Origin of the sequence: Campylobacter sp. FOBRC14 (assembly GCF_000287855.1) — a bacterium.
GTDB classification, from domain to species: domain Bacteria; phylum Campylobacterota; class Campylobacteria; order Campylobacterales; family Campylobacteraceae; genus Campylobacter_A; species Campylobacter_A curvus.
This window is the reverse complement of the sequence record NZ_ALJJ01000014.1, coordinates 18031-43796: the sequence shown is the minus strand read 5'-3', so window position 1 is coordinate 43796 and position 25766 is coordinate 18031. Positions and strand designations below refer to the sequence as shown.

Sequence of the window (25766 nt, the reverse complement as noted above, 5' to 3'; positions counted from 1 at the left end):
AGCGCATGTCAGGTGATCGTAAAAGTTGGTAAAGCCAAATTTTAGCACTCTAGTGGGTATTTATTGTTTTACAGCACTCCGTTTTCGTTTAGAAATTTTTGCCATTGGCTAGCTTTGTATTTACCCTCATTGAGCCCTTTTACGAATTTCATAAAAACACTCATCTGCTGCGGATCGGCATAGCCTTGAAACGCGAAAATTTTGTTGTAATCTTTATCAAAGATCATGACGCAAGGCGCGGAATTTACGTAAAGATAGTATTTTAACTCCTTCGTGCTCTTGGCTCTTTTATCGTTTGCAAAGATGTAGCTTTTGTCCTCGTTTATGTCAATACGATAGATATTAAAATCACCCACCAAATTTAGTAAGCGTTCGTCCTTTTCAAAGTCATTTTTTAAAATTTCGCAGTAGCCGCAGTCTTTGCTCTCAAATATCAAGACCATGCCTTTACCGTCCGCAGCAAGCCTCGTTAAATTTTGCATATCGGCGCAAAAGGCAAGACAAAGCGACGCGAGAAAAAGCGCAAGAGCTCTCATCTGTCCGCCTTTTTAGTCACGTCGATGCCGTTTTTTATGTAGTATTGCCTTAGCGCCTCATAAATTTCGCCGTTTTTCCTATTCTTGCCTTCCCATATGCCACTTTTGATGAAATTCATAGTCTGTAAAAACTGCTTTGGCGGCATGTATCCCGGCACGATCAGGATGGTTTTGCCTCTTTTGTCGCAAAAGATGATACTAGGAGTCGCGTCGATAGCGTAGATAGATAGTAGCGTCTTCGTATCTACGTCCATAAACTCGCCGTCGTGGTAAAATTTATGATTTAAATTTTTATGCGCCTTTAGATAATACGACGAAAATTCGTTTTTCAGCTTTTCTTTAAGCTGCGTCGATGCGTTTATGTCGGACTTTAGCTTGTCGGTGTAGGGATCGGTATTCGTGCCAAAGATGATTATCATTGGCTTATCAGACGGCGCTATTTTGGCTACGTCTTTAAAGACCTCGTTTATGACGGCGTCATTTTTATCGTAGATGACGGGCTTTTGTTTTACGAGCTGATCCGCCTGCTTCGTGGTTTGCTGTGTTGCTTTAACGTCGTTGCAGCCCGCTATCAAAATGGCTAGCAAAACCGGTAATACGCCTAAATTTAGCTTCATATCTCTTTCCTTGAAAAAGGGAGCGCACGGCTCCCTTTACATTATTTTTTGACCTTGGCGGCTTTGGTGGCCAGCTCGTTCATCTTTTGGACGTGCTCGTCGGCGTTTAAGGTCTTGTTCGTGCTGAGGTTGTCCCAAATTTCCTTTTTAGACATATTTTGGTGACATCCTATGCAAACGCCCACTTTTTCGATCTTGTCTCTTTGTGCCTTGTCAAGCGCTCTGGCGTCTGGCCAGTGAGTGCCGACTGATTGAAGCAGCTTGCCGTCTCTGGTAACGACTTGCGATAAGTCGTAGTTTAGCCCCTCGATACCTTTTAGCTGAAGCGCCGTGTGCTCGGTCGCAAATTCTTTCGTGCGCAGATCTTGGATATCCAGGTGCAAGTCTTTATCCGCATCCGTCATATACTGCCCGTCATTTATACCATATCCTATGGCTTTAGGGTCGGAGTGGCACGACTCGCAAGTCCTTGCGACCTTACTTATAGTGTGTGGCTGAGTAGGCGACATGTCAGGCGGTAGCATAGCTCCGTCGTCGGCGACTTTTGCGCGTTTGTTTAGCGTGACCGTTTTGCCGTCAGGTCCTATGATGCTGTAAATGACTTGGCAGCCCGGGATTATCGGGGTTATGAGACCTTCGCCATTTACGCCAAGAGCAGGGTTTTCCCACCTGGTGTATGTCCTTGACTGACTAAATGTTCCAAAGAGTTGATTGCCCTTAGCCCCGATAGTAGATTCGCTCGTTTCGCCGTTTGCAAAGTGGGTTGAAGCCGAGGCTATCCAGTCGGTTTTGGTTTTGCCGGAGCCATAGTCCATCTTTACGTGGCAGCCGTAGCATTGCGGCGCCCAAGTAGCGTGGCAGGTGTAGCACTCCATTTGATTCATATGAGCTTTTACATCATTCATCGCGACATAGGCGGCTTTTGACTTGCAAATTTTCTTTTGGACCTGATTTTTTACGAGCGGCACTTCAAGGTCTTTTCCGCTTGCAAGGTGAGCGATGACCTTAGTTTCGCCCTTTACTTTTACGACGTTGCCTAGAGGATTGCCCCTTGCAGAGAGTAGATATCCGCCCTCTTTGTCATAGACCGTTCCTTGTTTCATCCAATCTTGTAAATTTTGAGCCAGACCTCTTGGCTTGTCAGATGTTTTGATCTTGAAATTCTCGCCATATCCTAGCCTTAACTCCCACGGGAATTTATCATTCGTGCCGTGGCAGTCGGAGCACTCGATCTCCACTTGTGCCAAGGTCGTTCCAAATATCGTTCCGTCGCCATGCACGTCGATCGAAGTGTGGCAGTCTTGGCAGGTCATGCCCGCTTCAAAGTGCAGGTCTTCTTTGATGTGTTTATACTTTGAGCCGTGATATGCGTCTTGGTCTTTGACTCCGTCTTTAAACGGCGTGCCGTAAGGCTGCTCCATGAGTCCAAGATAAGATACGCCGATCCTCTTGCCGCCGCTGTGGCAACTGCCGCAGGTAACCGGATGGATACCGCTAAATTCTACGCCCTTTGCGGTTTTTACCTTGACCTCTCTGCTTGATTGCATTTGGTGAGTCAGCAAGTGCCCTTTTTCGCTCTTGTCGATGGTCGGGTCTTTGCCCTCGTAAAACGCCTCTATGCCGTAAGGTATATGACAGGCCGAGCATCCCATACCTCGCCAATCGCCCCTTATCTTCCTGCCCCTTACGCCCACGTGACAGGCCTGGCAGCCCGAGCGCTGATAGGTGAGCGAGGCCATATATGAAATTTCATCTTCGCTCTTGCCTTTAAAATCATCCGCCCCCTGAGGCGCAAGTGGGATTTGTTTAAGCTCGGTCGGGAACTGATTTGGATATTTGTCGATTAGGCGCACCATATACTCTTTGTATTCTTTCGTGCCCCACGCAGGCTCTTTGCCGTCCTCGTCCTTGACGGCGTGGTTGCCATATATCACTTTTTGTGATTTTTGACTTCCCCAGGAGTGTAAATTTCCTTGAATTTTACCGGCCTCGGTCATCATCAAAGACTTTTGGACGTTTGCTAACGTATCTGCGTGACACATCCCGCAGGTTTTATCGGCTATCCAGATGGAGCCCGGGTCTCTTACAAAGTCCTTTAACCCGCCCGGATGAGCCGCAGGAGCGCCCTTGTGAGCTTCCTCGAAAGTGCCTTTATCCGGATCGCCGCCGTGGCACACCGCACAGCCTCCGCTGTCGTTAAATGCCTGCCCCATGGCGAGAATTTGCGCCATCATGTCCGATTTCGCATCTCTGATGGACTCGATACCCTCATGGCATTTGACGCAGCTATCGCCGCCTTCGACGCTTTGAACCTGCATCTTTTCTTTCGGAGCGTCCATGCTCTGCGCCCCAAAAAGAGGAGATGCGATCAAAAATAAAGCGCCAAGAAAGCATCTTAAAGCCATATTTTTCATCTGTTCCTCCTTGTGAAAATTTATTATCGAAATATTAAAATATCAAAGTGCTTTAAAAGTGCCTCGCTCAAATTTCGCCGAGCACTTTTAAAGCACTTTTACTATCTATAATATGGCTAGTAAAAAATGTGCTAAAATTTTTACTAAAAAGAGGCTAGGAGCGGGGCATGAAAATACTTATTCTTGAAGATGATCAAATCATCTGCGATCAGCTGAAAAACTACTTCGAGCTTGAGGGGCACGAGCTAGAATTTTACGCTAACGGACAGGAGCTTTTAGACAATGCCGTTTTGTCAAATTTCGACATATTTTTATTTGATATAAATACGCCCATCTTAAACGGCTTTGAGACCCTAAAAGCGATCAGAAAAGAGGGCATCGATACTCCGGTCATTTACGTCACCGCGCAAAGTGATCTTGAGCACGTCAAGCAAGGCTTTGATCTAGGTTGCAACGACTATATCAAAAAGCCCTTCATGCTAGAAGAGCTTGAGATCAGGATAAACAACATACTTTATAAAAACGCCGATCACGACATGGTGAAGATAACGCGATCTTACAGTTTTAACGTCGCCAATATGACGCTCTTTTGCGATGGCGCGCCGGTCGAGCTGAATAAACAAGAAAAGAAGCTCTTATATATTTTGGTAAAAAATATCGGGCTTACGATGAGCCCCGAGGTGATAAAGGATTACGTTTGGGAGGATAAGGACGTCTGCGACAATACTCTAAGGACGCAGATAAAAAAGATCAGAGAAAAACTGGGCGAAAATTTCATCATCAACGTAAGAAACATAGGATACAAGATAGAAAAATATGATCGAATTTAAAAAACTCTCCAACCAAAAAAGAAATTTCAGTATCAAGCTCTTCGTCTCGTATATCGTATTTACGGTGATCTTGATGGCCTCGATAATCGGCATCCATATCTACTTTTCATACGATCTAAACTACAAAAAATTCGAGCGCGAAATCTCGATGCAAAGCAGCGACAAGATAATGAAAGCTCAGGCCTATCTAAAATCCAAAGAGGGCGCGATAAAAGCCGTAGCGGCGGATAAAAAATTTTTAGAGTGCGTAAGCGGCGATCAAGATTATCTAAATCTGCTGTTTTCAGCGATCATGCAGGCCAATAAAGACTATACGCGTATCGTCTATGTCAGCAAAACCGGATATAAAATTTTAGGGTATGAGCGAACGAGCGAAGGATGCGAAGCTTATAAAATTTCAAAATTCAAAGAGGAATTTCACTCAAATAAGGCGAAAGAGGGAGAGATAGCCTTAAATTTCAGGCTTGACGAGAAATTTAAAAGACCATCTCTCAGGCTTGAGGTACCGATATACGCGGACGATGAATTTAAAGGCGAGCTCGTTATAGACGCCTTTATGGATGGCTTTATCGATAGTCTCACGATGTCGATGATCTACGATGTGTTTTTGATCGATAGCGAGGGGTATTACATAAAGCATAAAGATCCTAAATTCGACTGGTCGCTTTACGCCGACAAAAGAAAGATAGAAGATGACTTTAAAAAGGAGCTTGCGGGCGAAATTTATCGCTCCGGTGCGGACGGTTTCATATATGAAAACGTATTTGTTCAGCCGTTTTTCATCGGCAAGCAAAAATTTTACCTTGTTATGGAGGGCTCGAAACCTAGCCTAAACGACATGGAAAACAACAAAATGATAGCCTCCATCCTCATTTTTGCGACCATTATGTCGGTCATTTTCACCTTCGTTTTGACGAGGCCTATCAGAGAGATCTTTGCCGCAGTCGCTAAGCGTGCCGACGAGCTTGGCGAGCTGGCTACAAATTTAGACAACACGATCACTCTAAAGACGCTTGAGATCGCTCAAAAAGATAGGCTCTTGCAAAATCAAAACAAATTTGCCGAGCTTGGCGAGCTCATCGGCAACATCGCTCATCAGTGGAGGCAGCCGCTTACGAGACTTTCCTTGATACTGCAAAATTTAAGAGCCTTTAAGAGAAAAAACAAGATGAGCGACGAGAGCTTTTACGAGGCGGTCGAAAATTCGCTCCGCCAGATAGAATTTATGACGAGCACGGTAGAAAATTTCAGGAATTTTTATAAAAAGGACGATGCAAAGAGAGAATTTAGCGTAAAAAGCGCGGTAGAGGACATCCTGGGCATCATCGGTGCGATCATCGAGCACAGCCACATAAGGCTAGAAGTATCCTGCGCGGAGGATATTTTCATCCTTGCAAACAAGAACGAATTCTCACAAGTTTTGATGAATATCCTCATAAATGCAAAAGACGCTATCGACGAAAGAGCCCTTAAAAACGGGCTCATAAAGATAACCGCCACGAAAAAAGAGGATGAAATTTTAATACAGATCGAAGATAACGCCGGCGGCATTGACGCCGCGATAATGCAGAAAATTTTCGATCCTTATTTCACCACCAAAAAAGACAAAGGCACGGGCATAGGCCTATACATCGCAAATACGATCGTAAAAGAGAGGCTTGGCGGCTCTTTGAGCGTGCAAAATACAAACGACGGAGCGGTATTTAGGATAGTTTTAAAGGGCTCTTTCGTTCAAAACGACGTAGATGACGAGGTCGTCTCGTAGTAATTCCTTTGCTTTAAAAGCTCGTTTGGTAGCACGCCGAATTTTGCTTTAAAGATCTTAGCAAAGTGCGGTGCACTCGCGTATCCGACCATATTTGCCGCCTCTTTTACACTGATGTCGTTTTGGTTTAAAAGCTCTTTTGCAACGCCCAGTCGCTCGTTTGCCAAAAGTGCGTAAATGGTCGTTCCAAAGTACTTTTTAAAGCTCGTTTTTAGCTTGAATTCGTTCGTTGCGCAAAGGCGTGCGAGCTCTTTTATTGACGGAGGATTTTGCAGGTCGCTTAGTAAAATTTGCCGTGCTTTGTTTAAAATTTTGACCTCATCTGCACTAAATTCGCCTCTTTCATCACTCCTAGCCTCACCAAAGCATCTATAAATCATCTCTAGAATTTTAGCCTCCATGAAGATCTCTCTCATCTTCCCACCATAAATTTTAGAGCTTGCAAGCTCTTTTAGTATCAAAATTTGCATAGGAGCTGCTTTGAGGTTTTTTATCGCCATGCCGTTTTTACAGTCTAAATTTTTAAACGCCTCTATCTGATCGGCAAGAGCTTTATCCATAAATATGCATTGCCCGCCGTATCGCTTGTTTTGATACTCGAAAACACCTGAGAATTCGCTATTTACTCTGCCTATCCAAAACTCACCGCCGTTTAATACGAAAGAGCTTTGACCGACTTTGAAGCACAAGGGATCTAGCGTATCGTTGAAAAATAAAAATGCGTACTCAAGCCCCTTTTCGTGATAACGCCTTATGTGGTCGTTGCATAGGATGTCGCTCTTACAGTAGCCTATGTCGTCTCTGTTTGCAAAAAGCTCGACCTTGCACCTTTTGTCGCTATCTTCAAACACTCGTTCGATATATTTTTGATTGGGTCCTGCGTTTAAAATATCTTTAAAATCCATTTTATCCCTCCAGCGTTTGAATTTTATCCCTGCGGTGTTCAGATAGTATTGATAATAATTATCTCATTATAGTAAAATGAAATTTAAATTTTTATAAGGGGTTTTCATGCGTAAAGGGCTTAAAATTTCACTTGCGCTTTTAAGCGTGACGAGCGGATTTGTTTATGGCGACGAGCCGACCGAGGTGAGACTAGATGAGGTCACAGTCGTGAGCGCGACTGGATTTGAGCAAAACATAAAAGACGCGCCAGCCTCGATCTCTGTAATCACGCAAAAGCAAATCGCTAAGAAAAATCACCAAGATGTCGAAAGTATCGTAAAGGACGTGCCTGGCGTGTTTGGTATGACCTTGGGTGCGGCGAGCAGGCGCGGTATCACGGTGCGAGGCTTTGGGTCGCGATACACTAAAATTTTGATCGATGGACGACCAGCGACCAGCGATAGCGCATATAAGGGGCTTAGAGCTATCGGTAGCTCGCAAAATTTCTTACCGCCCGCAAACACGATCGAGCGTGTCGAGGTTGTGCGAGGACCGATGAGCTCGCTATATGGCACGGACGCGATAGGCGGGGTCATAAATATCATCACCAAGGGCTTTTCAAACGAGCTTGTGGGTAACGTAAATGGCTACTATACGTTTGCTAAACGAAGTGAGATAAAAAACGACTTTCAAACGGGCTTTTATCTAAACGGCGCGCTCGTGCCAGACGTATTTGGCGTCGCACTTTATGGTAGATATTTTAAAAAATTTGAAGATACGTTAAGCTATGGCAACAGGCAAAACAGCGATGAAAATTTTGGCGTCAAATTTATGTATAACGCCACGCCAAATGACGAGATCACGCTAGATCTTGCAAAGATCACAAATAAATACAAAAGAACAGCGGGCAAGACGCTAGGGGCTAGCGGCTCAAACAACGATGTCGCACGCGAGGAGATGAAGGGCTTCACCGCTTCGCTAGCACACACTGGCAAATACGACAAGCTCCTGCTAGAAAGCTGCCTGACGCATGATAAAATGAAAGAAAACGGACAGCAAAATTTGACGCTAAAAACCACGACGCTAAACTCAAAGGGGACATATTTTTTTGACTCAAACACCCTAAGCCTTGGCGGTCAGTTTAGACACGAAAAGCTAAACGAAAAGGCGACCACAGCGGACGCGGCAAATGTAAAGAGGCATGATTTTTCGGTATTTGGTGAAGATGAGTTTTACCTCACGGATAGGCTAAATTTGACCGCTGGCGTGAGGTATAATCACGACAAAGACTATGGCGGGCATGTCTCGCCGCGCGCTTATGTGGTCTATCATCTAAACGAAAATTTTTCATTTAAAGGCGGCGTCTCCACTGGCTATGCGACCCCCGACATCAAGCAGCGCACCGACGGGCTTGCACTGCCATTTGCTGGCGGTATGGGCGCGCAGCTAGGCAGGAGCGATCTAAAACCAGAAAGCAGCGTAAGCTACGAAGCTGGCGTGGCGTATGACGATAATGAAAAATTTAGCTTCGCGCTCATGGGCTTTTACACTAGGCTAAAAGACGGCATCAGCACGCAGCGTATCTGCGTCCCGCGCCCTGGTACGCCGTGCGTGCATAATGGCAAGACCTACGCAAGGGGCATCTGGGATACGATAAACATCGGCAAGGCTGATATAAAGGGCATCGAGCTCTCATCCCAGTGGCAGATACTCTCAAATTTAGCCCTAAATTCGAGCTACACCTACACCCACTCGGAGCAAAAAACGGGTAGCGAAAAAGGCAAAACGCTAAACAATCTGCCCGTGCATGTCCTAAAAATCGGGCTTGACTACGACGCGAGCAAGGAGCTAAATCTCTGGACACAGCTAAACTACATGAGCAAATCGCGCGATAGCCTAAGCTACGACGAGGACATCCGCTCGTATGCGCTGTTTGACGCGGGTGCGAGCTACAAACTAAGCAAAAATACGAGCATAAATTTTAGCGTTTATAATCTTTTCAACGAATTTGTCACGACGCGCTCTGGCAGATATGACCTGCTCATTGTCGATGGCACGAAATTTCAACTTGGCTTTAACGTAAATTTCTGATGGCAAATTTGACGCTTTTAAAGAAAAATAAATTTTGGTTTAATCTGCATCTTGTTTTGACGCTGATTTGCTGCGTGCCGCTTTTCATCGTCGCCGTCACGGGCGCGATCATCTCCTATCACGACGAGATCATTGACGCGCTAAATGCCAGAAATTCGCACGTAAAAGCACTCTTGCCTAGCCGGATGAAAGTAAGCGAAGTGCTGGCTAAATTTAGCGCACAAAAGGGCGAGTTTTACCTTAGCTTTATCGGACGAAAGAGCGATGAAGACGCGGCTATCGTGATCTCTGGCATCGATAAAGATGGCAAATTTGACTCATATTTTTTAGATCCATTCACTGGCGAGACGCTGGGCGAAAATTTTGGCAATAAATTTATCGGGCTTATCTTAAATTTACACGTAAATTTAGGACTTGGGCTAAGCGGGGATGAAAATTTAAGGCTAATTGGCAAGCACATCGTGGCGGTCTCGACTGTCGCGCTCATCTTGCTTTTAGTCTCTGGCGTCGTCATCTACTATCCAAATTTCAGGCGTAAATTTACCCGTGCGTTTAGGATAAATTTACGCGCCAGAGGCTACACGCTGCTTTATCAGCTGCACGGCAGCCTTGGTATGAGTGCGGTGGCGGTGCTTTTTGTGATAAGCGTGACGGGGCTATATTTTTCCTACGAATGGCTGGCAAAGCTCACAAATAGGGCGTTTGGTGAGGAGCAAATTTATAAAGCGCCTAAATTTACGCAGGCTAAGGGCTTTGCGCTAACGGACGCTAAAAAGCTAAAAGAGCTTGACGCCGTTTTTGAGCTGTTTAAAAAAGAGCGCGGCGAAAACTACGAGATGCTTAACGTGATGATCCCGCCAAAGGGCGAAATTTACAGCCTTCGCTACACTGACAAGGACGCGGCGGACGACACGAAATTTAGCATGATGAGCATTGACGCGGGGCAGAGCAAAATTTTACGTCATGCCAGATACGACGACGCGCAAAATAGGATGCCCAGAGCATTTTTGCTGCATAAAGGTGTCCTAAATTTGCACGCTGGCTACACCTTCGGCGAGGCGGGTAAATTTATCTTTTGCGTCGCGTCACTTTTGGTCGTGGTTTTTATAGTGAGCGGATTTTGGATGAGTTTAAAGCGCATACGCAAGAAAGGCGCGCCGCGATAAATTTAAGCTATGCTGCAAGCCAGCGCTCGGCAAATCTCATGGCAAAATTTGGGCGCGTCCGCCTACGCTTTAAAGCTAAATTCACGCATATTCTCTCACTCGCGTTAGATCGGTGATCAGTAGCGGATCGTCCGCGCGCATTTTGTCGATGAGCTGCTTTACGCGCGTGGTCTTTGGATCTTGTAGTAGCCAGTCTAGCTCACTTTGCGTGATGCCTACCATTTGGAGGAAATCCACTCCGCCGTTTGGCGTGTCTATGCTACCTAGCACTGGGTCTGGTGCAAAGGCAAAGCCCACTAGCTTGGTGTCGGTGTCGAGTCTGATAGGCGAATTTGCAGGGATGAAGTGATACGCCTCGAACCATTTCCCGCTTTTATCGACGTATCTTGCGAGGTTTAGCATGACGTTTGTGATCCAGTGTGGCTCGTTTTTTACTACTGAGCCGTCGGGGGTTTTAGCGTCTTGATCAAGCGCAAACGGCACGACTCGCATGGTAAATTCAAACCCCCAGTGACTAAAATCTTTGCCCGCACTCTCTGGCTCGTAATACAGCTCGCTCATGCCAAAGCTGATGATATGGCGGTGAAACGCCTGTTCGTCACAGTCAAATATGCTCACGCCGTCTAAGTGGTCTTCCCCGCCGATCCTGGCTGGTAGCCTCGAGGCGTAGTGGCGCTCTTTGCTCTTGTCGTAAATTTTAGCTAGCGCCGTATCTATTGCGTCCCAGCCGACCGCATTGTCTTCTTTGAATTTTGCTTTGTACTCCTCTTGCGTCATTTTGTTTCCTTCTGGCTTAAATTTATTCCGCCACCTTGCCCGTGATGATAGGAAAGTTCCACGCTCCGCCTGCTTCACCGCTACTGCAAGGTCCGCTAAAACGATCTTCTACGACGACGAATTTCTCACCATCCCAGACCGCCGTCTTATGATACCACTCGCTACCACCACAGACTTTGCTTTCGTGCCTTAGATCGCCGTTTTCATCTGTGCCGTTAAAATCAGTCGTAACAAAGCTCACTTGGCTAAGATCATCGTCCATGACCACGACGACCAACGCGGTTGGGATATATCCGGTCATCTGACATCTGGCTTGCACTAGCGTGCGGTTTTCGTCTATTTCTTGTATCTGCATAAAAGAGTCGTCTTTAAACCACGGCGAGTCGCTGTCAAAAATATCGCACTTCTCGGACTCGGGCAGCTTTTTTAGAATTTTAAAAATTTGCTCAAATCTCAGGTCATCCCTCGTCACGTTTTGTAGCTCGCCTATAAATTTGACCTTTTTTATCACGGGCTCTGGCTTTGGCTCGCGCGGTCTTTGTCCCTTCAAAAGCCCCTGCCACTCGCGCATTTTTAGCCAAACGGCGTTAAAGCCCTCGGCCGAAAGCTGCATGGAGATATCTTGGTCTAAATTTTTAAATTCGATCTTAGGCGAGCCCTTGAGTGCGGCGATAAGCGCATGCACCTGATCGTCATCTAGGGTATTTACCATCTCGCTGCCAAATTTATCTTTGACCTCTTTTGGCTCGACCTCTCCGTGATTTTTGCCATTTATGAAAAGCTTCACGTCAAAATCATCTCTCTCGTAGTAGTTATACTTTACTTCGCCCGTAATCTTGGAATCCGCTCCAGCTGGGCGCGTGAAAAGCACTGAAAGCGTGTAGCCCCAGTTGGTTACTTGCTCGCCAAATATACGGCATGTGGTGGTGTTGTCACAGATCACGAACCAGTCTTTATAAAAAATTCAAGCGTCTCGTCTTTGGCGTTAGAAACGGCAAATATCATGGCTAATAGCAGTAAAATTTTGATGAAAATTTTCATTTTGCCTTAAATGACCTCTTTTTCTTGCTTGCCGGGCTCTTTTTCTTTGGCGAGGGCCAGCATCAGTTTTATGCGGTTTAGCTGATTTACCTCGCTTGAGCCGGCGTCGCAGTCGATAGCGACGATATTTGCACCCTCGTAGGAGTTTCTAAGCTCGTGTATGACGCCTTTGCCCGTGATGTGGTTTGGTAGGCAGCCAAAAGGCTGTAGGCAGACGATGTTTGGCACGCCCTCGTGGATGAGCTTTACCATTTCGCCGGTGAGAAACCACCCTTCGCCAGCCATATTGCCAAGCGAGACGTGCCTGCTAGCTAGGCGCGCTATCTCGTCTATGCTTAGCGGAGCGCGGAAACGAGAGCTTTTTTGCAGGGCGTTTTTCATCGGACGGCGGAAAAACTCAAGCACGCTGATAAATATCTGCGAGAAAAATTTATCCTTGAATTTGCCCGCCAAAAGCTTGTGCTCGACGACCGAATCGTATGCCAGATAGAGGAAAAAATCGACGAATTCAGGCATGATGACCTCGGCGCCTTCGTCTATCAAAATTTTTTCGATGTGATTGTTCGCGACCGGGTGATATTTGACTAGAATTTCACCCACTACGCCTACTTTTGGCTTCCAAAGATGCTCATATATCGGCAGCGCCTCAAAATCTTTGACGATAGCTTTGATGTTTTTGCTGAATTTAAAATAATTGCCGTTTTTTATCTCGTCCGCGCAGCGCTTCATCCATTTATCGTATAGCCGCTGCGCCGAGCCTGGCACGATCTCGTAGGGCAGGGTGCGGTTGCGGACGTTTTGTAAAAGATCACCATAAACTCCGGCTTTGACGGCGTCTAGCATGCAGCTCCTGTTTAGCTCAAACGCGTCCGTCTCCAGCCCCCAGCACGCAAACACGGGCACTTGTGCAAAACCCGCGTATCTTAGCGCCTGACGCAAGACGCTAAGGTAGTTCGTCGCACGGCACGCTCCACATGTTTGAAAGAGCATTATGGACGTGTGATCCGGGTCGCACTCGCCTGATTTGAGCGCGGCAATGAGCTGCCCGATGATGACGATAGCGGGGTAGCACATATCGTTGTTCACGTAGCGAAGCCCAAGGTCGATAGCCGCTTTTTCGGGCATTTGCGGGATCACGACGTTGTAGCCGTGCTTGTTTAGTGCGCAGGTTAGAAGCTCAAAATGTATAGGCGCCATTTGCGGGGCCAGTATCGTGTGCGTTTGTATGCACTCCGGTGTGAAGCGCGGTCTATCTGTTTTAGCAGCCGGCGTGAATGCTACCTTTTGCTTACGCGCGAGTGCGGCGATCAGTGAGCGCAGGCGGATGCGCGCAGCGCCTAGGTTGCTTACTTCATCCAGCTTTATCATCGTGTAAATTTTATGATTTTCTTCCAGGGTAGCTTTGACCTGTCCCGTGGTGATCGCGTCAAGCCCGCACCCAAAGGAGCTAAGCTGGATAAGAGTGATGTTATCATGCTGGGCTACGTAATGAGCGGCATGATAGATCCTTGCATGGTAGCTCCATTGATTTACGATCTTTAAATTTTCAGAATTTATCGGGATGTGATAAATGGCATCTTCCGAGAGCACCGGCAGGCCGTACGACTGGATCATCTCCGGGATGCCGTGATTGATCTCAGGGTCGATGTGATAAGGACGCCCGGCGAGCAAGATGGCAGACTTGCCTCTTTTTTCAAGCTCCTCTAGCACGCTTAGGGCAAATTCACGCACATCGTTTTTGTAGTGTTCAAGCTCTTCAAACCCGGCCTCGACCGCTGCTTTTATCTCCTTACTAGAAATTTTAAATTCGCCAAATTCTTCCGCCAAACGCTCTATGAGTCGCGCCTTGTCATTTAGCGGCAAAAACGGCTGAAGGAAGCGGATGTTTTTCTCTTTTAGTATGTCCATATTCGTGCGGATATTTTCAGCGTATGAGGCGACGATCGGGCAGTTGAATTTGGCCTCCGCCGAGTGGTCGCAGATATCGTGCGGCGCACAAGGATAAAATATCGTCTGCACGCCTTTTTCTATCAGATCCATGATATGCCCGTGAACGAGCTTTGCCGGGTAGCAAAGCGAGTCTGAGGGCACGGTCGCCATGCCTTTGTAATAAAGCTGCGCGGAGGATTTGCCGGAGAGGACGACCTCGTAGCCAAGCTTTGTGAAAAAGGTAAACCAAAACGGATAGTCTTCATACATATTTAGGCTTCTAGGCAGCCCTATACGGCCGCGTGCGGTGTCTTTTAGCGGCTTGTAGTATGAAAATAGGCGTTTGTATTTGAAGTCGTAGATATTTGGGGCTTTTTCTTCTTGTTTTAAAGTCACGCCGATGCCTTTTTCGCAGCGATTGCCCGTAAAATAGCAGCCTCCGTCTTTAAAGGCCTGCTTTGTGATCAGGCATTGATTGCCGCATTTTTTACACCGATATGAGCTCGTCGTGACCTCAAAATTTGCCAGCTCGTTTGCTAGGAGCACGCTTGAGCTTTCTATGCCCGTTTCAAGCGCTAAGATAGCTGCTCCGTAAGCTCCCATGATGCCCGAGATGTCGGGTCTTATCACGTCGCGAGCTAAGAGCTTTTCCATTGAGCGAAGTACCGCGTCGTTGTAAAACGTGCCGCCTTGCACCACGATGTGATCTCCTAGATCGCTCACGTCTTTTAGCTGCATGACCTTAAAAAGGGCGTTTTTGATGACGGAAAATGCTATGCCTGCCGAGATGTCGCTCACGGACGCGCCCTCTTTTTGCGCTTGTTTGACCTTGGAGTTCATAAACACCGTGCAGCGCGTGCCAAGATCGACAGGGGCCTTTGAGACGATCGCCTTTTGCGCAAATTCGCCCGCACTCATTTTAAGCCCGTGCGCAAAGGTCTCGATAAACGAGCCGCATCCCGCCGAGCAGGCCTCATTTAGCGTTATGTTGCCGATACTGCCGTCTTTTACGTAAAAGCACTTCATATCCTGGCCGCCGATATCCATCACAAACGTGACATCGGGGCAAAATTCCTGCGCCGCTCGCAGATGTGCGAAGGTCTCGACCTCTCCGCCGTCTGCGTGGATAGCGGCTTTTACGATCGCTTCGCCGTATCCAGTCGTCATCACCGCGCCGATATGCGTGTTTTCATTCATCGCGGCGTAAAGCTCATTTAACTCTTTGATGACGGAATTTAACGGCGAGCCGTGGTTGCTGCCGTAGGCGGTGTAAAGCAGCTCCTTGTCCTTGCCGATAGCAGCCAGCTTCGTCGTCGTCGAGCCGCCGTCTATGCCGACAAAGATCGCTCCTTGATAGCTCGCTAAATTTCCGCGTTTTACCTTGTCCTTGTCGTGGCGAGCTTTGAAATTTTCATACTCTTGCTGCGTTTCAAAGAGTGTGAAATCCGCCTGTCTGCTCTCTTTTGCCGCCGCCTGCTCGGCTTTTGCCAGACTAAGCTCGAGCTGCTTTACATCAAGCTCTTTAGCCTCTTTGTAAAGTGCCGCGCCGATAGCGACGAAGTAGTTGCCATCCTCGACTTCTACGGTATTTTCGGGGGTGAGCTTTAGCGTCTCTATGAAACGCTGTCTAAGCACGGACAAAAAGTGCAAAGGACCGCCTAAAAATGCGACCTTGCCGCCGATCGGGCGACCTTGAGCGAGGTTTGAGATGGTTTGATTCACCACCGCTTGCAGCACGGAAAGCGCGATGTCGGACTTTTGCGCCCCGTCGTTCATCAGCGCCTGCACGTCGGTCTTTGCAAAGACCCCGCACCTTGAGGCGATAGTGTAAATTCGCTCGCCTTTGCCGGCTAGCTCGTTTAGTCCAAGCGCGTCGGTAGAGAGCAGAGTCGCCATGTGATCGATAAATGAGCCCGTGCCGCCCGCACAAACGCCGTTCATCCTCTGCTCCGGAGCGTCGCCGAAGTAAGTCACCTTTGCGTCCTCTCCTCCAAGCTCGACGACTGTGTCGGTCTGCGGGATAAAGGCGCGCACCGCAGCCGCGCAGGCGATGACCTCTTGCACGAAGGCAAGCCCGAGCCCCTCGGCGATACCCATACCGGCAGAGCCGGTCATAGCAAAGGAAAATTTATCGTCTTTTATTATATTTTTTAGCTGTTTTAAATTTTCTTGTAGTGCGGACGTGATCTCTGAAAAATGGCGTGCGTAGTTTTTGTATAAAATTTTATTTTCATGATCCAGGACGACTAACTTTATCGTCGTCGAGCCTATGTCGATGCCTACTTTAAATTTTGAACCCATAAACTCTCCTGGTAAATTTTGGCTCATTGATCGCGCGGTCAATAAATAATAATTATTACATCATGAAGCTGATTTTTAATTTAAATTTATCCCGTATCTATAAAAGATGAAATTTTAAATTTTGGCTGTGTTTAATAAATCGTTCGTTTAACGGTGTCAAATTGATAGAGCGGCTATCAAAGCGGCGCATTTATACTTAAAGGAGGCGTTCGCCTCCTTATTTGAATTTACTTTTTCGGATGCGTCATCTCCTCTGGTTTTACGTAGCTGTCAAACTGTTCGCCGGTCAAGATGCCCAAATTTATCGCCTCTTCGCGAAGTGTCGTGCCATTTTTGTGCGCTGTTTTGGCGATCTTTGCGGCATTTTCGTAGCCGATGTATGGATTTAGCGCGGTTACTAGCATAAGCGAGCCATGCAAGTAGCCATCGATCACCTTGCGATTTGGCGTGATGCCGACCGCACAATTGTCGTTGAAGCTCACCAACACGTCGCTTAGCAGGCGGATTGATTGCAAAAGATTATAGGCGATGACCGGCTTAAAGACGTTTAGCTCGAAATTTCCCTGCGACGCGCCCATAGAGACCGCCACGTGGTTTGCCATGACCTGCACGGCGACCATCGTCACCGCCTCGCACTGCGTCGGATTTACTTTGCCGGGCATTATCGAGCTGCCGGGCTCGTTTTCAGGTAAATTTAGCTCGCCGATGCCGCACCTTGGCCCGCTTGCCAGCCAGCGGATATCGTTTGCGATCTTCATGAGATCGGCCGCCAGTGCATTTAGCGCACCGCTTAAAAACACCTCGCCGTCGTGGCTGGTGAGCCCGTGAAATTTATTCGGGTGCGAGATAAATTTAAACGGGCTTTTTGTGAGCTCGTTTAGCTCCTCGCTTACCATTTCGCTAAATTGCGGGTGCGTGTTTAGCCCCGTGCCCACCGCCGTGCCGCCGATGGCTAGCTCGCAGAGGTATTTTACCGCGTCCTTTACTAAAAGCTCGCTTTTAGCCAGCATGTGCGCGTAGCCGCTAAATTCCTGCCCGAGCGTGAGTGGCGTGGCGTCTTGCAGGTGCGTGCGCCCGATCTTTACGATGTCTTTAAACTCCTCGCTCTTTGCTTCTAAGCTCTTTTTTAGCTTTTCTATCGATGGGAAAAATCTCTTGGCAAGCTCCAGCACAAACGCCACTCTCATCGCGGTCGGATAGGTGTCGTTGCTGCTTTGCCCCTTATTTACGTCGTCGTTTGGATGCACGAGCTTTTTCGCGCGAAAGTCCTCGCCTAAAATTTCGCTCGCGCGGTTTGCGATGACCTCGTTTAGGTTCATATTTGACTGCGTGCCAGAGCCCGTCTGCCAGACTGCAAGCGGGAAATTTCCGCACAGCTTGCCGTTTAAAATCTCATCGCATGCCTGCGCTATGGCTTTGCTTTTAGGCTCGTCAAGCCGTCCAAGCTTGTTATTTACGAGTGCGCACGCCTTTTTTAGATACGCAAAGCCCTCGATCACTTCGCTTGGCATCTTTTCTGTGCCGATCTTGAAATTTTCAAAACTACGCTGCGTTTGTGCGCCCCAATACTTGTCGTTTGGGACTTTGATCTCGCCCATCGTGTCTTTTTCCATGCGAAAATCCATTGCTTCTCCTTTAGAAAATTTTAAAAAAGTATATTAAGAATTTTATAAAATCATGCTTATAATTTTGATGTTTGTTATTAGAAAATGAAGTGCCTGCCCTTATATATGAGCCTGCGGACGCTGCGAGCTTGGTGTAAGCATAAATGAAAAAACAAGCCCGATAATAGCGGTCATCCATAAAATTTGCATAGCTGCATAAAGACCGAATTTATCGGCTATCACGCCCACTGCCGGCGTGACGATGCCGCCCACACTCACGCCAAGTCCCAGTGTGACGCCTGAGGCAAAGCCTATGTTTTTGGCGAGGTATCTTTGCCCTAGTAGCACCGTAGGCGAATACGGCACGAATATCGCAATGCCGACGAAAAATAATAATATCGTGCAAAGCGTGGCGTCCGTGCTTTGAGTAAATGCAAACAATATCGGCACCATCGCTATGTAGGCGTATCTTAGCGTTTTTATATGACCAAATTTATCAGACAGCGCGCCGCCTGCTAAAGTCACCACGACGCCAAACGAAAAGAGTATCGTCAGCGCCATGCTCGCGCTACTCTCACTTTGATGTAATACATGCACCCAGTATATCGGTATGAAGGTGTTTAGCGTGAAAAATATGACCGAGCGCGAGAATATGACCGCTGTCAGCTTTGAGAACGAGCGCCAGTCGTTTTTGGCTAAATTTTGGCCTTTTGGCTCGCTGCTTGCGACATCTTTGGCTAGATTTTTTATAGCGGGCATCGCAAGTAAAAATGCGAACGCAACCAGAGTCGTGATGACGCCAAATACCAAAAGTCCGTGCAGTCCGGCGTGATATGCGCAAAAGCCGGCGATCAGCGGACCTACGGCAAAGCCGATGTTGCCGCCTACGGCAAATATGCTGATGCCTTTTGCCTTTTTATCGGCGCTTGAAATCGCATTTGCCATTTTTGCAGCCTCCGGGTGAAACAGCGCACTTCCTATGCTAGAGACGATCGCAGCGCTGAGGAGTGCGCCGTATGAGCTTACAAATCCCATCGTGTAGATACCAAGTCCGGAGAGCACGAGACCTAGTGATATGAGCGCGGATCTTGAAATTTTGTCCGAGAAATAGCCAAAAACGGGCTGCAGGATCGATGAAAATACCGTAGAGGCAAAGATCAGCGTGGCGGCTGATTCGTAGCTTAGCGAGTAGGCCTTGATGAAAAATGGCAAGAGTGCGGGCAAAGCGCCCTGACACATGTCGTTTGCGGCGTGCCCAAGCGTGAGCAAGTATATGTGATTTTTCGCCATGCTTCGCTCCTGTGCCGCTTGGCGGCTATCTTTGACTCATCTTGATATAAATATGCAAAATATCGATCGCAGCCGGCGTAATGCCTGAAATTTCACTCGCGGCAAAGAGTGTCGGAGGGGCGAATTTCTCGAGCTTTTCCACGACCTCGTTGCTTAGCCCGCTGATACCGCGGAAGCTGAAATTTTCAGGGATCTTCACGCTCATCATATCCTTCATTTTATCGATCTGATTTTTTTGCTCGGCGATGTAGTGGCTGTATTTGCACTCTGTTAAAATTTGCTCCAAGCTCGCCTCGTCCAAATTTTCAAAAAACGCGTCCAGCTTTCGTAGCTTTTCGCTCGTGAAGCTCTTTCTGGCGACGATCTTTTGCAGTGTGACTTTCTCGCTGATGACGTCCTCGTCCAGCCCCGCAAGGAATTCTAAATTTTGCTTTGATGGCGTAAATTCTCTCGTGTTTAAAATTTCAAGCCCTTTGGCTAAATTTACGCGGATCTGCTCGATCCTAGCGTGCGTTTCATCGTCAATGAGCCCGAGCTCCCTGCCGTATCCGCCAAGGCGCAAGATTGCGTTGTCCTCGCGTAGCAGCAGGCGATACTCCGCACGGCTCGTGAACATGCGGTAGGGCTCTTTCGTGCCTTTGGTGACTAGATCGTCGATCAAAACACCGATATACGCCTCATCGCGGCGCAAAACGAGCGGGTCTTTGGCGTCTAAATTTAGCGCGGCGTTTATGCCCGCCATCAGCCCCTGAGCCGCCGCCTCCTCGTAGCCTGTCGTGCCGTTTATCTGCCCGGCTAGATACAGCCCGCGCACTTTTTTGGTCTCTAAGCTGTGTTTTAGCTCCGTAGGCACGACGTAGTCGTATTCGATCGCGTATCCATGCCGCACGATGCGCGCGTTTTCAAAGCCCCTCACGGAGCGCAGCATCGCGACTTGAACGTCGTAAGGCAGGCTCGTTGAAAAGCCGTTGATGTAGTATTCGCTCGCCTCGCGGGTCTGTGGCTCGATGAAAAGATGATGTCTGTCGCGGTCTCCAAAGCGATTGATCTTATCCTCTATGCTCGGACAGTAGCGAGGCCCGATACCCTCGATCTGCCCCGTAAAGAGCGGTGCTTTGTCAAAATTTGAGCGGATGATTTCGTGCGTGGTCTCGTTCGTGTAGGCGATGTAGCAGGGCAGTTGCTCGGGGGCGAAGTGCTGCGTCCTAAATGAAAATGCCGCCGGCTTCGCGTCGCCCTCTTGCCTTTCAAGCACGCTAAAATCGATTGTCTTCGCGTCGATCCTAGGACATGTGCCCGTTTTTAGCCGTCCCATTTCAAGCCCTAAATTTCGCAGGCTTTGGCTTAAATTTATAGAGCTTAGCTCGCCGACGCGACCGGCCTTAAGCTTATTAAATCCCACGTGGATGAGCCCGTTTAAAAACGTGCCAGTCGTGATGATGAGCTTTGTAGTCTCATAGACGTTGCCAAGATGGGTTTTTACGCCCGTAATTTGCTCGTTTGCGCTTAAAATTTCAGTCGCGATCTCTTGGGAAATTTCTAAATTTGGCGTATTTAGCAGCAAATTTCGCATATACACGCGGTAGCGATCCATATCGATCTGAGCGCGCGAGCCGCGCACTGCCGGGCCTTTGCTCTCATTTAGCACGCGAAACTGGATGCCAACGGCGTCGGTCGTGAGCCCCATTTGCCCGCCCAGCGCGTCGATCTCTTTTACCAGATGCCCTTTGGCGAGGCCTCCTATTGCGGGATTACAGCTGGCTGCACCGATTTGCTCGGCTAGGATCGTTATTAAAAGCGTTTTTTTACCCATTTTTGCAGCCGCCAGACTGGCTTCGATACCTGCATGCCCGCCGCCAACGACTATCACGTCAAATTTATCCATAAATTTACCTTTGAAAAAATGAAGCGATTTTAACAAAAAATGGCTGACGAGCGAATAAATTTGATCTTGTTGGTATTTACTATTATGAAATTTAAGCCTTGCTTATAGACTTAATATTTTATCTTAAAGAAAATGTCATTTACTTGTAACCATAAAGTAAAATATAGATACTATAAAAATAGCATATTTATAGTATAGCCCCTAAATATAGCTATTTAAAGCTATATTCTTAAAATAATATAAAATAAAAATTTAGTTTGAAAAATATAAAATTCGTCAGATAGCTGACAGAATTTGATCGCGAAAAAGTATAAAATTACCGTAAATATTTTAGGAAGGAGTGCTTGAGATATGTTAAATTCTAACCTCTCTTGCAAGACCTGTTGCACCCAAACCGCTAGCAAAAGGGTGAAATTCCAGTCTGCAAGAAAAAATTTACATATCTCTTCAAATCAGGTGATTAAAAATCAAGTTACAAGTAATCAAGGCGTAACAGCCTTGTTGTATTAGGAGGAATTTATGAAACAACATAAATTTGTGATAGCCGATGCGAAGCGCTGTATAGGCTGTGCTACGTGTATGGCGGCTTGTTTTAAAAGCGCATACGAACGCGGCAAGCTTTCAAAAGCGAGGCTGAGCGTGCTAAGGCAAGCAGGCGGTGTCATGCCTGTTCAGTGCAGGCAGTGCGACGACGGGCCTTGTGCGAACGTCTGTCCTACCGGCGCGTTACGCTTTGACGATAACTGCATCGAGCTTCACGAGGAGATCTGTATAGGCTGTAAGATGTGTACCATCGCTTGTCCTTACGGTGCGATAAGCTCCAGTGCTGAGCTCATGCCTTCTGTTAATTACGCAGTCGAGCCAAAATACTACCTTGAGATCGAGAGTCAATCAGGCGCAAAAAATATCGCTATAAAATGCGATATGTGCTACGGACGCGAGAACGGCCCTGCATGCGTCGATGTTTGTCCGACCAGTGCGATCATCATGATCGATCCTGAAAGCGGCAAACATAAACTCGGCAATAGAATAGAATACGAAGTCGCAAACGCCTTCGCGCAAAAAATTCTAAACGGACAAGGAGCATAAGATGGTAACTGTTTATATGCTATTTGTTGTCAGCGCCGTCATCAGTATCTTGCTTTACGGTGCGCCAAAAGCGGCTGTGAAAGTGGGCTTTGGCCTTAGCGCGTTAAGCTGCTTTTATGCGATGTGCCATTTCGTGGCGAATATGGGTATGAACGACAGCTTCACGCTGATCGGAGATTTCCTCTATGCACCGAAATTTGCATTGACCCCGCTTGGAAATTTCTTTAGTTTCGTCGTCGTTTTCATCGGCTTTGCCAGTAGCGTATACGGCATGAGCTACGCTGATGAATACGTCAAAAAAGCAAATGTAGGCGTCTTTGCGTGTTTATTCAGCACGTTCATTTTGTCTATGCTCTTAGTAATCAGCGCGGACAATGTATTTTGCTTTGTCGTTTTATGGGAGCTTATGACGCTGGTTTCGTCGTTCCTTATCCTGGTAAACGATGGTAAAAATACGCTAAAAGCGGTCATGGTTTATCTTGGTATCGCGCAAATCGGTGCGTTTTGTATAACCTGTGGTCTGCTCATCATCGCTTATTACGCCGGTAGCTCAGAATTTAGCACATTTATGAACGTCAAAATGCCGATGGGCGCATCTGCGGCTACATTCATACTATTTTTAGTAGGATTTGGTAGTAAAGCCGGTATGTGGCCTTTTCATGTTTGGCTACCGCAAGCTCACCCGGCCGCTCCGTCAAACGTCTCAGCTCTCATGAGTGGCGTTATGATAAAGGTCGCGTTATTCACTTTAGTTAAATTTACGCTTTATTTGCCGCTTAGCATCTATTTTGGTTTAGCTATTCTTATACTTGGTGCGGCCAGTTCGCTATTTGGCGTTTTATACGCACTTTGCCAACACGACTTCAAGGCACTTCTTGCCTATCACTCAGTCGAAAATATCGGTATCATTTTGCTTGGTCTAGGCACCGGAATTTACGGTCTTGCAGCAGGAAATATGACATTAGCCGCCATCGGCTTTTTAGCAGGCTGCTATCACGTAGTAAACCACGCGATATTCAAAGGTTTATTGTTTCTTTGCGCGGGTTCGGTTATCCATGCGACACATACTCAAAACATGGACATCCTTGGCGGTCTAGCTAAAAAGATGCCTTGGACGGCTGTTGGTATGTTTATAGGTATCATGGGTATCGCCGCACTCCCACCGGTAAATGGCTTCGTCTCAGAGTGGCTCACATATCAAGGTATGCTTCAAGGTGCGATGGGAGATAGCATTTTAGTCAGATACGCATTTACGCTTTCAGTCGTAGCGCTTGCATTGACCGGCGTATTGGTCGGTATGCACTTGAAGCTTTATGCAGTCATCTTCGCAGGCACACCGCGCGATAAGAAAATTTGGGAAAATGCTAAAGAAAGCCCGATAGGCATGGTGCTTGGAATGGTCGTTTTGATGATAGGCTGCGTTGGCTTTGGCGTGGGTGCTAACGTGATAGTTGATTACATCATGAAAGCTGTAAATTCCATCACAGTAAGCGGATATGACGCTAGCCTTGGCTCAACAGCTATCACTTCGCCTTTAGGAAGTGTAGTCTCTACTCCGCTCATTGCTATCATCTTGTGTTCTACTATGATACTGCCATTTATCATCCTTGCCGTTATGAAAGCGAACAGAAGCAAACCAAGAGAGACTGATCCTTGGGCTTGCGGATTTAAATACAGCCCTCGCATGCAAATGACAGGCGGTCCTTTCACCGGCGATCTTAGAAAGATAATGGAGTGGCTCTTTAAAGGCAACAAAAAAGTCGTTACCAGAAATTATTTCGACGCGATAGAGTATCACAACCATCCAAAAGATATCTGGTGGGGAATGATATATGAGCCGGTCATCAAATGGTGCATGAAATTTGCCGACAAGATAGGCATAGTCCAAAGCGGCTATACGAACGTATATACGCTTTATATCCTTGTTTATCTCTGCGCTATACTTGCCATCGGCTACTTTTTGGTTTAGGAGGCGAACATGCAAACTATACTTTTAATGATATTTCAAGTCGTAGTTATCGTTTTAGTCGCGCCTTTGTTTGACGGCATGGCAAGAAAGCTTCGTGCTAAACTCCAGTCAAAACAAGGTAGCGACTTTTTCCAAACATATCGCGACATCATAAAGCTATTTAGACGCTCAAGGACTGTTCCTGAGTGCTCTCACTGGGTATTTAGATGGGCGCCGTTTTTCTTGTTCGCAACATCTGCGGCTATACTGGCGGCTATACCTATAACATACAGCAAAGAGACGGTATTTGGAGCGTATTCGGATATCTTTGTCATCCTCTATCTAGGTGCGTTGCTACGTTTCGTTTTCGGTGCGGCTTCGCTTGATAGCGGCAACCCTTTTGCTGCTACCGGTGGCGGTAGGGAGCAAATGCTAGCCGTTTATGTCGAGCCAGTCATGATAATGTGCCTCATCGTCGTGATGTTAGCGGCTAAGACTTCAAATTTAGTCGAAATTCAAGAGATGGTAAGAAACGGCGTGATCGGATATCAGATCCCAAGTTTCGCGGTCGCTTCTATCGCATTTTTGTGGTGTATGTATGTTGAGACCGGCAGAAAGCCGTTTGACCTGGCAGAGGCCGAGCAAGAGCTTCAAGAAGGCCTGCTTGGCGAGTATGCAGGTAGCGATCTTGGGCTGGTTCAAGCAGCGCTTATCTTAAAACAATTTGCGATGATCGGCCTTTTCCTTACTATTTTCGAGCCTTGGAATTTTAGCAATCCATTCCTAGCCATCATAGTATTTGTGATCAAAACCGGAGTCTTTTACGTCGCTGCGGTCTTTATCGACAACTTCGGACCGCGCTTTAAAATGACATCGAGCTTACGCAGAAACGCTCTTGGTGCTCTAGCGATCTCGTTTGTAGCTTTAACGCTTTATGTTGTGGGGGTGTGAGATGGGAGTATTAGATACATTAGCGATTTGTATGATAGTGACATCCCTAGCGGTATTCGGGCTTAGAAATTTAAAGCTCTCCGTCATCGTTTATGCTATTCAGACCTTGCTTCTTGTGAGCATATTTTTCTTGCTTTCAAAGAAATTTGACGCCGAGCAGCTAAGCATGTGGGCGATCGTAGCTTTCTTTACGAAAGTCATCTTGGTGCCTGGTATCTTGCTTTGGCTCATCAAAAAACTAAATGTAGTCAGCGAGGACGAGCCGGTAGCGGGATTTTTCGTAAGTCCTATCATAGCGATGGGATTTTCTTTGGCGCTTTCTATGAGCATCCATCCGATATTTTTGAAATTTTCTCTTATCAAAGAGGAGATCATGCTCATCGCAGCCGGAACGATTTTCATGATGGGAATTTTTGGCTTCATGCTAAGAAATTCTTTCATCAAGCAAATTTTGGCTTACTGCTTGTTTGAAAACGGCATACATCTAAGCCTTGCTTTGATGGCTTACAACTCACACGAGCTAGTTGAGCTTGGAATTTTGACAGATGCGATATTCGCCGTCATCATAATGAGCGTTCTTGCTATCAGATTTTATAAAGCTTATGACAGCCTTGATACGTCTAAGGCGTCAAATTTAAGGGGTTAGA

18 protein-coding genes are annotated in these 25766 nt (G+C 47.0%); 8 read left to right on the top strand and 10 right to left on the bottom strand.

The window, feature by feature from the left end; all coding sequences use genetic code 11:
- Positions 1 to 68: 68 nt before the first annotated feature.
- From HMPREF1139_RS06940 to HMPREF1139_RS06930, 3 genes are read right to left on the bottom strand one after another with little or no spacing between them, the layout of a single operon-like run.
- Entirely contained in the window at positions 69 to 536 is a 468-nt protein-coding gene (locus HMPREF1139_RS06940) for a thioredoxin family protein (protein ID WP_009650670.1), read from the bottom strand.
- Entirely contained in the window at positions 533 to 1153 is a 621-nt protein-coding gene (locus HMPREF1139_RS06935; RefSeq protein ID WP_009650732.1) for a thioredoxin fold domain-containing protein, read from the bottom strand. The genes HMPREF1139_RS06940 and HMPREF1139_RS06935 overlap by 4 nt, the downstream gene beginning before the upstream one ends.
- A 41-nt stretch (positions 1154 to 1194) precedes the next feature.
- Positions 1195 to 3567: a hypothetical protein gene (locus HMPREF1139_RS06930; RefSeq protein WP_009650743.1), complete on the bottom strand. Its 2373-nt coding sequence runs from the start codon at positions 3565 to 3567 to the stop codon at positions 1195 to 1197.
- 167 nt (positions 3568 to 3734) lie between these two features.
- Here HMPREF1139_RS06930 and HMPREF1139_RS06925 point away from each other — a divergent pair, with 167 nt between their 5' ends.
- On the top strand, positions 3735 to 4397 hold the full coding sequence (locus tag HMPREF1139_RS06925; protein ID WP_009650691.1) for a response regulator transcription factor: 663 nt from the start codon (positions 3735 to 3737) through the stop codon (positions 4395 to 4397).
- Positions 4384 to 6162, top strand: a complete 1779-nt coding sequence (locus HMPREF1139_RS06920; RefSeq protein ID WP_009650708.1) for a sensor histidine kinase — start codon at positions 4384 to 4386, stop codon at positions 6160 to 6162. The genes HMPREF1139_RS06925 and HMPREF1139_RS06920 overlap by 14 nt, the downstream gene beginning before the upstream one ends.
- On the opposite strand, the gene HMPREF1139_RS06915 is transcribed toward HMPREF1139_RS06920, so the two are convergent.
- On the bottom strand, positions 6129 to 7067 hold the full coding sequence (locus HMPREF1139_RS06915; protein ID WP_009650677.1) for a helix-turn-helix domain-containing protein: 939 nt from the start codon (positions 7065 to 7067) through the stop codon (positions 6129 to 6131). The two genes, HMPREF1139_RS06920 and HMPREF1139_RS06915, sit on opposite strands and share 34 nt — an antisense overlap.
- 106 nt (positions 7068 to 7173) lie before the next feature.
- On the opposite strand from HMPREF1139_RS06915, the gene HMPREF1139_RS06910 reads away from it, so the two are divergent.
- Positions 7174 to 9138, top strand: a complete 1965-nt coding sequence (locus HMPREF1139_RS06910; protein WP_009650738.1) for a TonB-dependent receptor domain-containing protein — start codon at positions 7174 to 7176, stop codon at positions 9136 to 9138.
- Positions 9138 to 10304, top strand: a complete 1167-nt coding sequence (locus tag HMPREF1139_RS06905; protein WP_009650673.1) for a PepSY-associated TM helix domain-containing protein — start codon at positions 9138 to 9140, stop codon at positions 10302 to 10304. Before HMPREF1139_RS06910 ends, HMPREF1139_RS06905 begins: the two co-directional genes overlap by 1 nt.
- Before the next feature lie 81 nt (positions 10305 to 10385).
- Here the strand turns inward: HMPREF1139_RS06905 and HMPREF1139_RS06900 are convergent, their stop codons facing one another.
- The 6 genes from HMPREF1139_RS06900 to mnmG form a co-directional block, all read right to left on the bottom strand.
- Positions 10386 to 11081, bottom strand: a complete 696-nt coding sequence (locus HMPREF1139_RS06900) for a suppressor of fused domain protein (RefSeq protein WP_009650735.1) — start codon at positions 11079 to 11081, stop codon at positions 10386 to 10388.
- A gap of 22 nt (positions 11082 to 11103) precedes the next feature.
- Positions 11104 to 12024 carry a DUF1176 domain-containing protein gene (locus tag HMPREF1139_RS06895; RefSeq protein ID WP_009650713.1) on the bottom strand — a complete coding sequence of 307 codons (921 nt, stop codon included), beginning with the start codon at positions 12022 to 12024 and terminating at the stop codon, positions 11104 to 11106.
- Positions 12025 to 12128: 104 nt separating this feature from the next.
- Positions 12129 to 16352, bottom strand: coding sequence for a 2-hydroxyacyl-CoA dehydratase (locus HMPREF1139_RS06890; RefSeq protein ID WP_009650721.1), 4224 nt, complete (start codon positions 16350 to 16352; stop codon positions 12129 to 12131).
- A 227-nt stretch (positions 16353 to 16579) separates the two neighbouring features.
- Positions 16580 to 17977, bottom strand: coding sequence for a class II fumarate hydratase (gene fumC, locus HMPREF1139_RS06885; RefSeq protein WP_009650676.1), 1398 nt, complete (start codon positions 17975 to 17977; stop codon positions 16580 to 16582).
- 99 nt (positions 17978 to 18076) lie between these two features.
- Positions 18077 to 19246, bottom strand: coding sequence for an MFS transporter (locus tag HMPREF1139_RS06880; protein ID WP_009650661.1), 1170 nt, complete (start codon positions 19244 to 19246; stop codon positions 18077 to 18079).
- A gap of 25 nt (positions 19247 to 19271) precedes the next feature.
- The gene (gene mnmG, locus HMPREF1139_RS06875; RefSeq protein ID WP_050998743.1) at positions 19272 to 21131 is read right to left on the bottom strand and encodes a tRNA uridine-5-carboxymethylaminomethyl(34) synthesis enzyme MnmG; all 1860 of its coding nucleotides are present in this window, start codon (positions 21129 to 21131) and stop codon (positions 19272 to 19274) included.
- Between the two features lie 519 nt (positions 21132 to 21650).
- Here mnmG and HMPREF1139_RS06870 point away from each other — a divergent pair.
- Genes HMPREF1139_RS06870 through hyfE form a run of 4 tightly spaced genes read left to right on the top strand, consistent with a single transcriptional unit; the run spans position 21651 to position 25765 of the window.
- Positions 21651 to 22220, top strand: coding sequence for a 4Fe-4S dicluster domain-containing protein (locus HMPREF1139_RS06870; protein WP_009650659.1), 570 nt, complete (start codon positions 21651 to 21653; stop codon positions 22218 to 22220).
- 1 nt (position 22221) lies between these two features.
- Positions 22222 to 24189 (top strand): proton-conducting transporter transmembrane domain-containing protein, encoded by a 1968-nt coding sequence (locus HMPREF1139_RS06865; RefSeq protein ID WP_009650740.1) that lies wholly within the window; start codon positions 22222 to 22224, stop codon positions 24187 to 24189.
- A 9-nt stretch (positions 24190 to 24198) separates the two neighbouring features.
- Positions 24199 to 25119, top strand: a complete 921-nt coding sequence (locus HMPREF1139_RS06860) for a respiratory chain complex I subunit 1 family protein (RefSeq protein WP_009650736.1) — start codon at positions 24199 to 24201, stop codon at positions 25117 to 25119.
- 1 nt (position 25120) lies between these two features.
- Positions 25121 to 25765 carry a hydrogenase 4 membrane subunit gene (gene hyfE / locus HMPREF1139_RS06855; RefSeq protein ID WP_169767380.1) on the top strand — a complete coding sequence of 215 codons (645 nt, stop codon included), beginning with the start codon at positions 25121 to 25123 and terminating at the stop codon, positions 25763 to 25765.
- Position 25766: the final 1 nt, after the last annotated feature.

What these genes read in the sequence shown, in the direction of transcription:
- HMPREF1139_RS06925 (WP_009650691.1), top strand. Translation starts at nt 3,735, where the DNA reads ATGAAAATACTTATTCTTGAAGATGATCAAATCATCTGCGATCAGCTG.
- HMPREF1139_RS06865 (WP_009650740.1), top strand. Translation starts at nt 22,222, where the DNA reads ATGGTAACTGTTTATATGCTATTTGTTGTCAGCGCCGTCATCAGTATC.
- HMPREF1139_RS06935 (WP_009650732.1), bottom strand. Translation starts at nt 1,153, where the DNA reads ATGAAGCTAAATTTAGGCGTATTACCGGTTTTGCTAGCCATTTTGATA.
- HMPREF1139_RS06910 (WP_009650738.1), top strand. Translation starts at nt 7,174, where the DNA reads ATGCGTAAAGGGCTTAAAATTTCACTTGCGCTTTTAAGCGTGACGAGC.
- HMPREF1139_RS06870 (WP_009650659.1), top strand. Translation starts at nt 21,651, where the DNA reads ATGAAACAACATAAATTTGTGATAGCCGATGCGAAGCGCTGTATAGGC.
- HMPREF1139_RS06900 (WP_009650735.1), bottom strand. Translation starts at nt 11,081, where the DNA reads ATGACGCAAGAGGAGTACAAAGCAAAATTCAAAGAAGACAATGCGGTC.
- HMPREF1139_RS06860 (WP_009650736.1), top strand. Translation starts at nt 24,199, where the DNA reads ATGCAAACTATACTTTTAATGATATTTCAAGTCGTAGTTATCGTTTTA.
- HMPREF1139_RS06940 (WP_009650670.1), bottom strand. Translation starts at nt 536, where the DNA reads ATGAGAGCTCTTGCGCTTTTTCTCGCGTCGCTTTGTCTTGCCTTTTGC.
- mnmG (WP_050998743.1), bottom strand. Translation starts at nt 21,131, where the DNA reads ATGGATAAATTTGACGTGATAGTCGTTGGCGGCGGGCATGCAGGTATC.
- HMPREF1139_RS06920 (WP_009650708.1), top strand. Translation starts at nt 4,384, where the DNA reads ATGATCGAATTTAAAAAACTCTCCAACCAAAAAAGAAATTTCAGTATC.
- HMPREF1139_RS06915 (WP_009650677.1), bottom strand. Translation starts at nt 7,067, where the DNA reads ATGGATTTTAAAGATATTTTAAACGCAGGACCCAATCAAAAATATATC.
- HMPREF1139_RS06880 (WP_009650661.1), bottom strand. Translation starts at nt 19,246, where the DNA reads ATGGCGAAAAATCACATATACTTGCTCACGCTTGGGCACGCCGCAAAC.
- fumC (WP_009650676.1), bottom strand. Translation starts at nt 17,977, where the DNA reads ATGGATTTTCGCATGGAAAAAGACACGATGGGCGAGATCAAAGTCCCA.
- HMPREF1139_RS06890 (WP_009650721.1), bottom strand. Translation starts at nt 16,352, where the DNA reads ATGGGTTCAAAATTTAAAGTAGGCATCGACATAGGCTCGACGACGATA.
- HMPREF1139_RS06905 (WP_009650673.1), top strand. Translation starts at nt 9,138, where the DNA reads ATGGCAAATTTGACGCTTTTAAAGAAAAATAAATTTTGGTTTAATCTG.
- hyfE (WP_169767380.1), top strand. Translation starts at nt 25,121, where the DNA reads ATGGGAGTATTAGATACATTAGCGATTTGTATGATAGTGACATCCCTA.
- HMPREF1139_RS06930 (WP_009650743.1), bottom strand. Translation starts at nt 3,567, where the DNA reads ATGAAAAATATGGCTTTAAGATGCTTTCTTGGCGCTTTATTTTTGATC.